Below are 11,933 nucleotides of genomic sequence, written 5' to 3'. Positions count from 1 at the left end.
GGAAACAGCCGCCCATCGCGAAGAATGTTCGGCCTCATGTTCCGACACCATTCGAACGGCGCGGGCGCGGACTTCAGGGGAAAATTTGTTCGTCGTCTTGCTTGTCATAGACCCTACTTCTCACGAGTTGGGGTCTCCGGCAAAGCCGGCGCGGTTCACACTGTTTTGCGCGCAACGCTTCCAACCGCTCCTCAAACGTGCCTCGACGGTCCTGGTACTGGGGAAATGTCTCTATCCCCCACTCGGTCTGCTCGACGAAATGAACCACCGCATTCTCCTGGGTGATCTCGAACACGCGTTCAAGGACAGCAACCTGCTTTGGGTCGGTTGTTTGAACCAGGTGTGTGCAAAGCCGTGTGACCCGCTCCCAGTCCTCGATCTCGGCTTTGATCATTTCGTCCGACTGCCGCTCCATCACCTCGTAATCATACGGAGTTCCGGCAATCCGCATATAATCTTCCCACCTTGAGCGCAGCGCTTCCAACTCGTCCTGAAAAGAACCTGGACACCCCTGATATTGTGGAAATGTCTGCCTTCCCCATCCGGTCTGCTCGACAATGGCCACGACTGCTTCTTGCTGCGTCATTCCGAACCGAGCCTCAAGCTCGGCAATCTCTTTCGCGTCGGTTGCCTCGATGAGCTCAATTTGCTGCCTCGTCTCCCGATTCCACCGCTCGACCATCTCCCTGAAACTGTCATCTCGTTCTGACATATTGGCTCCCATCAACGAACACGTGCGCATCCTACACGACATCTCGCCCTGAATGTGGAGCTCCCCTGCACCACTCGCTCGCTTGACTCATCCCGCACCGTCACATACGCTTCCATCACTCGCATGCAGCACCGTGTACACTCACATCAAGCGCGTTGCGTACCTTCCGACAAAGCGCGGCGCGTGGCCGCTTTACGCCCGACTGTGAGCTTCAAGACGACGTCTACCTTTTGTTAGGAGAGTTGGTCGATGGGCAAAGTGCCAGGTCCTCTGAATTCTACGCTCCTGGGCGACAACGAGCGGCTGCAGAGTTGCGCGCAGGTCGATGGTTCGCATGTCCAGCCTGGCGAGCCCGCCTCCGAGCATGTGAAGCGGATCCAGGAAGCGTTGCGGCTGGTCGCCAATGCCAATATTCCCGCGACCGAGAAGAACTATGGCGATGCGACGACCAAGGCCGTCGTCGACTTCAAGACCGACCGCAAGATCTTCACCCGCGGCACGACGAGCATCGACCCGATCGTCGGCATCAATACGATCCGCGAGCTCGACAAGCTGCTTCCCGCCGGTAAGAAAGACGGGCCGCCCGGCGACCTCGGTGCGGCCGCCACGATCCGGCCGAATACGCCGATCGTCGGTGATGTCGATTTCGCCGGCTTCAGCGCCGCGCGGCTGGCGCGAGCCGGAAATGCCGGCGACTGGACAAGGCGCGATCCGTTCAAGCCCATCTCGCAAATGGTCCCGGTCGGGCAGACGCGAACGCTGCTGGTCAAGACCACCGGCGGTGCTGCCGCAACCTTCAGCATAGATAAGGGCGGAAATTTCGCCTCGATCGTCTCTTCGACGGACAGCAGCGTCACTCTCAGCGGCGGCGCCCCCGGCAATGCGCGCCTGCGCGTCTCGGTCGAGGGGTTTTCGCCGGTCTTTGTCGATATCGTCGTGCGCGCCTCGAAATCGCTCGCGCTCGATGTCTTCCATCTCGGTCCCGGCGGCCCGGCGGCCACGAACTTCCAGACCACGGTACTGCCGGGCCTCAATCGCGTCTACAATTCCCAGGCAAACCTGTTTTTCACCGCCGGCGCGGTGCGCGATATAGGCACGATGATCATGGATGGCCAGTCGACGGTGATCGATGCCGGGCTGCCGCTGTTCTTCTCGTCGCTGTTTGGACCGCCGCTCGCCAACCAGCCGACATTCCGCTTTGCCGACCTGCAGCGCGAGGTGAAAAACGCGGGCGCCGTGACCGTATTCGTCTCGCCGAATATCACCGACAAGGAAGCGTCGAACATCGTCGGCCGCGGCGGGTTGAATACGCGTGTCTGCTGGTTCACGCTCAAGCGCATCCTCAATGCAAGCCAGGTGACGCTGCCGGCACATGAGATCGGCCACTCGCTCGGCATGCAGCACATCACGGCAGCGATCAACGAGCGGCTTCTGATGAATCCCGGCATCCAGCCCAACAATCTGCTGATCCCATCGGAGACACTCGAGGATCTCAAGCCGTAAGCACGGGGGCGAATTGGTGCGTACCTGAGGCGGGTGGCTTGCTGGTGTAGCGGTTCGGCATGTCTCGAAATCACGCACATTGTTAGAATTTTAGCGGCAAGCTTGAACCGCCATTCACCCGGCCATCCTATTCTCCCGCTCAACAGCAGGAGAGCCGCATGCGCCAGATGCCGATAAAATCCCGGATCATCCAATCCGTCTATTTCAACCAGGATGACGGACAGCTTCGCATTTGCTTCAAGAACGGCGAAGAGCGCCGGTTCAAGGGTGTCAGCGAAGAAGCTGTGGCCGCCTTGTGCACGTCACCGTCGCCGGGGCAGTTCTATATCGATCACATCCGGGGTGCTTATAAGAGAGTGGCGGCGTGAGCGGTTGACGCTGATCGCGGCGGGCGAGACCGCAGGGAGTCTGGTCTATGGCACAGCCTCTTTAGGAAACGCCTCGATCATATTGTTTTATTATCTTCATCAATCCATGTTGCTGGCAATCGCGACACCCTCGGTCCGAAGTCCGGAAAATGGGATAACCTGATGTTCCCCGCTCATGTCTCTCACTGCGCGTTCCTGCAATCGTCAACGATATCAGGGGGCCCGCGGTTGTCGCGACATCCTTGAACTCGTGAGGGCTCGAATACCGCCTGAAGGGCTTCCGCCGGTTGCGGTCACCGCACCGATCGGTGTATCCAAAGCCGCGGCCTCAATCGCGGCTGAATGAAAAGTTGTGTACTACAGGTCAGGATGTCAGAAATGAACATGCCGGAGTGCGAAGAAACAACCCTCCCTGCCCAGCGTGTGCGCTCGCTGGTCTGGGACGGAGACGATCTGGTTGATTGGGTTAGTGGCGGAACGCGACGCGGGCTGAACGGAGAAACCACCGGGACCAGAATTTCCTATGGGGACCTCGTCGACGCTGCAACAGCGTCTCCGGATGGAAAATATGGCATTATTTATACCAAGCTCGGAACCAAAGGTATTGTCATTGGCGGCGGCAAAATTATCCGAGAAATCAACAGAAGCTATTACCACGCCGAGGTTTACGAATATCCGGTCGCGATCTTCCGTGCGAAGAATGGCAGATACATACTGGCGCATTGCCCGGATGAATATTGCCACCTGGAATTGGAAGACCTCCTTACCGGGGAACGGCTGACGACCCAGGCGAACCGCAAGCCGGAGGACACCTTTCATTCGAGGCTGACCGCATCGCCGGACGGCGCCTATCTGCTCCGTGCTGGCTGGGCGTGGCATCCTGTCGACGTCGTCGGCGTATACGACGTCCAGACCGCACTCGAGGATCCCTCGCATCTGGACGGTGAAGGTCTGTTTCCCAATATTGTAGCCGAAGAAACCAGCGCGGCATTTCTTGGAAATGATCGTCTGCTCATCACTGCACGCGAATACGGCGAAGATAAACCAACGCAGTTGCGTGTTCTCAGTCTAAACAAATCCGAGCCCTCGATCATCAGCGAGACAAAAGCAAAACTCGGAAACATCATGCCGGTTGGCGAGACACATGTCCTGGGCTTTTATGACTGCCCGAAGCTCATCGACCGGCAGTCCGGCGCGGTCTTGAAAACCTGGCCGCATGTCGCATCGGGATTGCAGGAATGCGCCATCGTTCATGAGGCGTCACTCAATCCACCGATCGCGTTGGACCCGGCGCGGAAGAGATGCGCCATTGCCGACAAGGAGAAGATTACCGTGCTGACGTTTAGGTAACCTACTCAGTCTCCCGATGGCCACGGCAATTGCCGTGGTCCATTGGCCAACAACGCAGAACTCGCGGGCCACCCGCTCAGTTGAACACCTCGAACGCATCGCCATCATCCACCACCGGCCGGCGCCGCGCTTTCCTGAACTCCCTCACAATCTTGTCGACGATGACATCGACCTCTTCACGCTCCCTAGCAGACAGCCGCTCGTAGGAGCGGACATTGACCGGCCTAGCGCGGAAGGGGGCTATTTCCTCCCAGCCCATGCCCAATGTGCTCCGGGCAAAACTGTCGTTTTCTTCGAAAAACTGGTCGTAGATCTCTTTCTGCAGCGCCTCGCCGATGCCGAAATATGGATCCTTTTCCCAGCCGATCTTGGTGAAATATCTGTAGAAAGCCTTGTAGGCGTCATTGTCTTCCCGCGCGCTTTGCACCTGCGGATGGATCGAGCGAATGCGTTCCGCCGCCACGACGGTCAATGTGCCGGGATTGGGGTTGAGCGGCTTGATCTCATGGTCGTCGAATGCAGCCGGGTCGACGCCGAGGGTGCGGACGAACGCGTTGCCAAGCGTCGAGTGCTTCAGCGCCTGTTCGAACGACATGAGCCGGTGTTCGACGCCGGCGGTATCCGCCAACATCTTCATCTGCCGGTGGGAATAGCGCAGGTCGGAGAGATGGGACGCGACATAACTGTCGATATCCTCCTTCACCAGAAAGCGCTTCACGCCCTGCACATAGGAGGAGTTGAGGTGGCTCGCCTGTTCCCGGTGAACGGACACCAGCACCAGCCGGAAACCGAATTTCGAGAACAGCCGCACGAGGCTGGGCAGAAAATCCGGATCGGACAGCTGGCGCGACAGACGCTCATCCGAAAGGATCAGGCTGCAATCGTCTTCCAGATATTGCCTTATGCTTTTCCAGACGATGCCCTTGCCCCTGCCCGACATCAGGCTGTCGCGCTGCTTGGGGAAAAACAGCCGCGAAGGCATCTTCCGGCTGCCGATCAGGGAAATGCATTGGAGATTGTTTGCCCTGAGGACGGATTGATTGGCGCGAAGAAATTTCTGGATGCTCGATGAGCCCGTCTTGTGCGGCCCGACGTGAAGAAAACAGGTTTTCATGGCAGATCCGATGCGCGTTGAAGGGTTCGGCGACTGAACCGCGCAGAAAAGCGCCTGCGGCTCGAACGGAGTCGCATGAAATGCTCTATCTATCTGCTTTTACGTGAGTTCCGGACGCAAATGCRCACAGCGCTTTTGCGGGAATTGCTCTTGCGCGGTCAAATCAGGGGCTGTCATCGAACGGCAATGACCCACTCTCGGGAGAATGCACTCCCGCTGCCGTCGAACGCCACCCCCCGGGCACGTCGACACTGTCTTGGCTCCCAAACCTCCTCATTGTGCAGAAAGAACAGGCTGTAGCGTAAGGACTTTAGTAAAAGCTAACTTACCATTGACCAAATGGCAAGAATTATAAACTCACCGGTTTCGCAATCAGGAAGACCGCAGCGACGGGATGCGAGCGAGGCTTACGTCGATCCTTGCGAAATCGTGCTGCAACAATGAGATTGTGCGCAGCATGATGGCGCAAACACGATCGCCCCACCCAGCGCCAGCCGGGCGCGGCGCGCCCTACCTGTCAACAATCCGGCTCACGCACCCGCCCGCAGAGCAAGCCCTGATCACAGCGGCGCGCGCGGCACCATCCGGGCGGGCCAGGGCAGGCTTGAGCGCCAGAGCAGGCTGTCGCGGGCGCGGGCGGGCAGACCTTCGGCAACCTGCTGCAGTTGTGAGCGCGACAGCATATGCCGTTCGCAGAAGAAGGGCCTCAGCGGCGCGCGCGAAAAGAAATTGTAGAACAGCGCGCAGCGGTCGCGCGCTGTTGCCGGCCGGCCGCGGTGATAGCAGCGCGCCACATCGGTGAAGATCACCGTGCCGGCTTTGCCCGTACAGGCGGTCACATCGCCGGCGGCCAGCGGCGCACCGAGCCGCTCCTCCAGCATTTCCTGGGTCAGCACGGGAAAATTGCCGCCCTTGGCGCATTGGCAGCCGGGAAAGCTGCGATGCAGGATTTCGAGCGGGCCAGTGCCGAGGTCGACGTCGTGCAGATAGACGATCACCTTGACCATCCGCCGATCCTCGACGTCGCGATGCCATCGGCGCGCCGCCACCTGTCGGCCATCAGCGACCGTGTAGAAGAAATTCAGCAGGTCGTAGCCCGCGGGCAGTCCGAGATAGGCCTCGACGATGTCGAGGATGCGGTCGGCGAGCGGCCAGCGGAGAATGTCGGGATGGCGCATCAGGTTATCGGCGCCGACCTGCACCGTATATTGGGTGGCAAACTCGCCGCGGGCGGAGCGCTCACCATAGGCGGCCGCGATTTTCCTGGCGGGCTGCCACATCGCTTCCGTGCCGGGCAGGCCAAGCGCGTCGAGCGAAGTGATATGCACGCCTTTCTCTTTGAGCCCGGCAACGATGGCCGCATCTGCCGGCAAAAGCACCGGCAGCTGATGCCTGTGGTCCGCCCGCGCCCTTTCATATTGTTCGCTCAGCCGCCGATCGATCGCGGGCGCACTGAGGGTCCATGAGGCGACTTGCGCCGGGAGGCTGAGAATGCGGCGCTTGAGCCGGTAATGCAATGCGGTCTGGTTCATGTCCGTGCCAACTGCCCATGAGAGCAAAGTCGAAATCCAAGTGCCAGGGCACCGCCGCAATGCAGCAGCAATGCTGCGACGCAGCAGGCATCTGTCCCGGAAAGCGCTGGGCTGTCAACGCAAAAAACGGAATAGAAAACCTATACGATCCGGAATCGGCATAAATATTCTACAATAAATGCGCTAAATTTATATATTTTCCGTTTGATTTGCGATTTTCGACAGATGCCAAAGAAACATCCAGCGGCGCAGCACAGTCCTCCTCGAAAATCGAAGAAACAAATCTGTCGGTCGCAGGTTACCCGTCCGGAGATCCATACATGCCGCGATATTATTTTCACACCAGAGACGGAGACCGTCTCATCAAAGATCCGGAAGGCCGCGAATTGCGCAACGTGACCTTGGCGCGGGACGAGGCTGTCCTTGCCGCGCGCAAAGTCCTTGCGGACAAGATCGAGCGTGGCGAAATCATCGGCCGGCAGGCGTTCGAGATTTGCGACTCCTGGGGCAACAAGCTGCTGACGGTGACGTTCCGCTCGGCACTCAAACTGAAATAAAGCCCATGTCCGCCGGCGGTCGTTTCCCGCTTCGTCGAAAAGCCGGGCAGGACGAGGATAGGCCGACCCTGCTCGTCCATCTTCAATCCCGCAGCGCGTCAGCGCCCTGCACCTGAAAGGCGACCGGAGGCGGACACCAACAAGATCCTGCAAGCAAGAGTCAAGTCACCCAACCGGCCCGGAAAGAAGCCGTGTACAACCGTTGAATAATCCCCTTCACCCGCCCGTCTCATCGACAGCACACTGATCCCGCCGCGCCAACGACCTGCGCGATGCACATCCATGGTCAGTGCCTTGAGGAGACGTTCATGCTGAGCTCGATGCGCATCCTGCTGTTGTCAGGCATATCGCTGCTGCCGGCCTTCGCGCTTGCCGCGACGCCCGATGCCCGGAAAGATGTCGCCGCCGACACGCTGGGCGCGGCGATCGAGGCCTGCGACAACGGAGCGGCGGTGCCGCTCGACCCTCAGGCCAAGGCGCCGCCGGTGCAGTTCGGCGAACTCCTCTCCCATAATCTCAATACGAGCAGGATCGAGGCATTGCAGGCTGCCTGCCAGCAGGCCTGGGCGGGCGCGCCGAATGCAAAGCGGCTGCAATTGCAATGGTTGCGCGTCAGCGCCGCCCTCGGCAAACCCGGCCAGCAATGGCTGTTGGTGCCGCAGGTCAAAATGCTGGCCGACCAGGGCAGCGCCGAGGCGCAATATCTGATGTTCCATTTCCTCAAGCTGCATCCGGACGAAAACGACCCGCCCACCCCCTTCGTCACCCGCGACGAGGCGCTGGCCTATCTCAAGAAAGCCGCCGAACAGGGCCATCTCGACGCGCTCATGATGCTGGCCACGCAATACCATGACGGTCCGCTTCTGCGCCGCGACCAGCACGCGGCGGTAAAGATGGCGCGCCGCGTCGAAAGCGCCCCGCCGCAGGGCATCGCCGAGACGACATACGAGAGCAATGCGCACCAATATTTCGGCCTCTATGCAGCCGAGACGACGCTGGAGGACGACAGTTTCTCCCCCGCCGAGCAGCGCATCGCCTTCGCCGCCGTCGACAAGGCCTCGAAGTCCGGCACCAGCGACGACTTCGTCTCGCATAGCTATATCACGGCGCTGCGCTACGGCCACGGCACCGCCAAGGACCCGGTAAAAGCGCGCAAGATGCTCGAAGCGCGCATCGCCAACGACCAATATGCGGTGCCCTACTATGCCGACATGCTGGCCCATGGCGAAGGCGGCCCGGCCGACCTAAAGCGGGCGCTGGCTCTGCTGCGCGACGAAAAGATGAAATATACCGCCGGCGCCGCTGGCGTGCTCGCCGATATCCTGCTCGACGGCAAGCTCGTCGGCCGCCAGCCGCAGGAGGCGATCCAGGCGCTCGGCCGCTCCTGGCGGCTGGAAGACATGGTGCGGCTCGCCGGCCTGCTTATCGACTACCAGGCCCGTATCGAAACCCACGACCGCCTGATCGAAACGTTGACCGACGCCGCAGCAGCCGGCGAGACCGATGCGGCGCTGGCGCTCGCCAGGCTGAAACTCTCCGACAATTCCGATTTCAAGGACCTCGACGGCGCGCGCGTGCTGCTCAAGCCATTGATGGATGCCGGCAATCGCGAGGCGCTCTGGCTCTATGCCGGTTCGCAATATGCCAATCTCGATTCGAGCAGTTTCCCGCCCGATCCACAGCCGGGCGGCCTGTCGGACGACGATCTGAAAAACCTGATCGCCGAGGGCATGCAGAAGAAGGAGGCCGAGGCCTTCCTGCTCAAGGCCAAACTCCTGCGCAAGGGCATGGTCTATCCGCAGGACGACCAGTCTGCCACCAATGACCTGATCAACGCCGCCAATCTCGGCAATGTCGACGCCATGCGACTGCTCGGCAATGCCTATAGCGATGGTCTCGGCACACCCAAGAACGACCGGGAGCGGCTGCATGCCTGGCGCGAAGCGGCGAAACACGGCTCGCTCAAGGCACAGCGGAATCTCGCCAATGCCTTCATCTTCGACACGTTCAACAAGCTGATGACGCTCGATGAGGGCGTCACCACGCCGCTGGTGCTCTATATCAATTCTGACGACGGCACGCCGAGCCCGATGGGCATCGACACCGTGGCCACGGTCCAGCTGGGCAGCATGTTCACCTTCGGCAGCCGGGCGATGGAAGCCGGCACGCCGGCAGTGGCCGATGCGGTGATGAAGGCCTTCCGCGTTGCCCCGGCCGGCCTGAAGGACAGCACGCTGATCTCCATCGGCAAAGCCCTGCCGGACGAGGTCAAGGCCGCGATCGCGATGAAGCTGAAAACAGAAGGCTTCTATTCCGGCCAGCCGAACAGCTATTTCGGTCCCGAAGTGCGGCAAGCGCTGGTCGCCTGGGTCGACGCCAACGGCCCGCTCGACACGGTGACGGATGCCGGCAACCAGACCCAGCCAAAGGCGCAGAATTCCGAACTGGTCTCGCCTGAAATCGTCAACCGCGTCCGCGCCAGCATGCTCAAGCAAAGCAAGGCCGCCAAGACCAAGCGGCAAAAACTCTCGGCGATTTCTGGCATCAATGCCCTGGCGCAACTGGGCGACATCAATTCCCGCTGGGCGCTGGTCAACAATTATCATCAGGTCGACGTCGTCCGAAAAGTCGTCTCGCCGGCGGAACTCACCCGCTACGCGCTCGACATCATGGCGACCAAGCCCGAAGGCGCCGACAAGCCGGAATTCGCACTGATCTTCGACGTCACCCAGATCCAGCAGGACGGCGATATCGACACGTTCGGCAAGGCCACGCTCGACGCCATCCGCGACGACCCGCGCCTGCAGGACCCGCTGACGCTGGGCGGCATTCTGCAACAATTCGTCTTCGCCCCCGGCGCCTGCGACGCCATGCTCGACGCCGGCCGCAGAGCCAGGATCACCGGTCTCGGCGAAGATGGCTGCGACGAGACCACGCTCTCGGCGCTGATCGCCTTCGCCAAGCAAAAGGGGCCGGCCGGCGTGGATCAGGCGGCACGCAAGGCCGCGGTGACGGATGTCAAGGCGCTGGACGAGGAGGCGGCGAAATAGCGCCTATTTCATCGAGCGCCGAAGCAAGGCGACTGCCTTCTCCGCATCCTTGAACAGCCAGACGTCGGAAGGATCGGCGCTGGCCACGGCGCGACGCAATGCCGCCGCGGCCTTGCCTCCGCAGATGAAATCCAGCATGGCCTGGCGGATATCCGGCGCGATTTCCATGGGAAACTCCTCCGGATTGTTCAGGTCGTGCATGCGCGCAATGAACTGGGCAAACTGCGCCATCGACGCCGGTGCGTCGTCGTCGGACCAGACATTGAGCTTGGTTATGATTTCGATCCCGAGCATCGCCATGCCCGTCAGCCAATCTTCGGCGTCGCGATCCTCCGGGTGGAAAAAGCGAAGCCGCGCCCAGGCAGCCTCATAGGCTTTGACGATGGCTGATCGTTCCTGTTTGCGCCAACCCAGCCAATCACCATCATCGAGCTTCTCAGCAATCGCCGTGGCTTCCAAACCGGGCTCGCCCTGGCCGCCGACGATCCCCAAATGAATGATCCTCGGCAGGAAATGCTTGTAGTCCGCGACATCTCCCACCGTCGTCATGGCATACGTCGCGAACGGCCCGATCGCGACGGCCCGCAGCAATTTGAGCGGCGCGGATTTCAAATCCCTGAGAATACTGGCAGCGTTGCGCAATGGCGAGACATGCAGCTTTCTCGGCGCCGGGTAGATGGCAAAGGCCGCGTAAAGTTCCGCCAACGCATCTGCCAGCGCGGCGTTCGCATGAGCAATGTCTTTTGGCACGTCAGGCATTCCGACAATCTATCAAATTGCCGAGCGGCACGCGAAGCAAAAAGCCGCGGAAGTCGGCCTCCCCGAGCTCTATTCGCCAAAAACTATTCGCGCGGTTTTGCGCCTCGCATTTTTCTCTTTGCCTCAGGTGGGCGCCACGAACGCAAAGAAAGCCGCTAAACATGTCGGTCTGGATGCCGGCGCGCACGCAGCGATCAGCGAAATCAAAGGCCTAATCACTCGCGCCAGCGCGCCTGCTTCAACAGGGAGATGCTGGAATCGATACTATCGAAACGCCAAAGATCATTCTCAGCAACATCCGACACGGCCTCTACCAATGCCGCCTCGACGACATCGCTCAACAGCCAGTCCACGATCTGATGCCGGGTCTCGGGCAGCACCTCCTCCCAGAAGGCTACCGCCTTTGCGACGCTGTCTGCTCCCATGAGAAAATAAGCGAGTTGGACCATCGAGTCTGTGGTTGGTTCGGTGATCCATACGCGCAAGCCGTTTTCGAGCGGGTTTCCGATCATTGCGTTTCCACAGAGCCAACCCTCGGCCTCCTTCTTATCCGGGTGAAGCAGTCGAGCCAGTGCCCACGCCCGATCATAAAATTGCGTAACCGCTGCCTTTTCCTCCGCGGGCCGGCCGCGCCAATCGCCATAGTCCAGCTTACAGGCAATTATCTCAGGATCCAGCCCCGGCTGACTGTGACCGGGCATGCAGGCAAGGTGAAGGATGCGTGGCAGGAAATGCTTGTAGTCATCAACGTCTCCCACCGTCGTCATCGCAGAGCCCGCGTAAAGGCCAACCGCATCCGGTGAGAGTTGATGAAGCCGCGCCGACGACAGGTTTTTCTTTATCTCTTCGATATCTCTGAGCGGAGACGCATGCCACGATGAAGGCGCGGGATAGCCAGAAAATGCCTGGTACGCGGCCGCAATTGCGTCGTGCAGATCCTTGCTCGCCGATATCCACTTGGGGTGCAGTGCTTTCATGCACAACCTCA

Annotated in this window: 10 protein-coding genes; 5 read left to right on the top strand and 5 right to left on the bottom strand. The window is 60.3% G+C overall.

All coding sequences use genetic code 11. The features are described from left to right. Window positions 1-73: 73 nt before the first annotated feature. Window positions 74-712 (bottom strand): hypothetical protein, encoded by a 639-nt coding sequence (locus tag AC1DYF_RS11705; protein WP_477876898.1) that lies wholly within the window; start codon window positions 710-712, stop codon window positions 74-76. Window positions 713-961: 249 nt separating this feature from the next. On the opposite strand from AC1DYF_RS11705, the gene AC1DYF_RS11700 reads away from it, so the two are divergent. From AC1DYF_RS11700 to AC1DYF_RS11690, 3 genes are all read left to right on the top strand, one after another. Continuing rightward, a complete protein-coding gene (locus AC1DYF_RS11700; RefSeq protein WP_477876897.1) occupies window positions 962-2,215 on the top strand; it encodes a hypothetical protein in 1,254 nt (417 codons plus the stop codon). Between the two features lie 158 nt (window positions 2,216-2,373). Next, the gene (locus AC1DYF_RS11695) at window positions 2,374-2,583 is read left to right on the top strand and encodes a KTSC domain-containing protein (protein ID WP_477876896.1); all 210 of its coding nucleotides are present in this window, start codon (window positions 2,374-2,376) and stop codon (window positions 2,581-2,583) included. A gap of 378 nt (window positions 2,584-2,961) precedes the next feature. Next, entirely contained in the window at window positions 2,962-3,933 is a 972-nt protein-coding gene (locus AC1DYF_RS11690) for a hypothetical protein (protein ID WP_477876895.1), read from the top strand. 76 nt (window positions 3,934-4,009) lie between these two features. On the opposite strand, the gene AC1DYF_RS11685 is transcribed toward AC1DYF_RS11690, so the two are convergent. After that, window positions 4,010-5,047 carry a hypothetical protein gene (locus AC1DYF_RS11685; RefSeq protein WP_477876894.1) on the bottom strand — a complete coding sequence of 346 codons (1,038 nt, stop codon included), beginning with the start codon at window positions 5,045-5,047 and terminating at the stop codon, window positions 4,010-4,012. A gap of 560 nt (window positions 5,048-5,607) precedes the next feature. Continuing rightward, complete coding sequence (locus AC1DYF_RS11680) at window positions 5,608-6,579, bottom strand: phytanoyl-CoA dioxygenase family protein (protein ID WP_477876893.1); 972 nt, start codon at window positions 6,577-6,579, stop codon at window positions 5,608-5,610. A 320-nt stretch (window positions 6,580-6,899) separates the two neighbouring features. On the opposite strand from AC1DYF_RS11680, the gene AC1DYF_RS11675 reads away from it, so the two are divergent. Together AC1DYF_RS11675 and AC1DYF_RS11670 are read left to right on the top strand one after the other, a co-directional pair. After that, complete coding sequence (locus AC1DYF_RS11675) at window positions 6,900-7,136, top strand: DUF6894 family protein (RefSeq protein WP_477876892.1); 237 nt, start codon at window positions 6,900-6,902, stop codon at window positions 7,134-7,136. 308 nt (window positions 7,137-7,444) lie between these two features. Beyond that, entirely contained in the window at window positions 7,445-10,186 is a 2,742-nt protein-coding gene (locus tag AC1DYF_RS11670) for a tetratricopeptide repeat protein (RefSeq protein ID WP_477876891.1), read from the top strand. Between the two features lie 3 nt (window positions 10,187-10,189). Here the strand turns inward: AC1DYF_RS11670 and AC1DYF_RS11665 are convergent, their stop codons facing one another. Continuing rightward, on the bottom strand, window positions 10,190-10,936 hold the full coding sequence (locus AC1DYF_RS11665; RefSeq protein WP_477876890.1) for a hypothetical protein: 747 nt from the start codon (window positions 10,934-10,936) through the stop codon (window positions 10,190-10,192). Between the two features lie 224 nt (window positions 10,937-11,160). Continuing rightward, window positions 11,161-11,922: a hypothetical protein gene (locus AC1DYF_RS11660; protein WP_477876889.1), complete on the bottom strand. Its 762-nt coding sequence runs from the start codon at window positions 11,920-11,922 to the stop codon at window positions 11,161-11,163. Window positions 11,923-11,933 lie beyond the last annotated feature (11 nt).

This window comes from Rhizobium sp. P2_G9 (assembly GCF_056403475.1).
The sequence above is the reverse complement of the archived record's forward strand: the minus strand, read 5'-3'. Positions and strand labels throughout refer to the sequence as shown.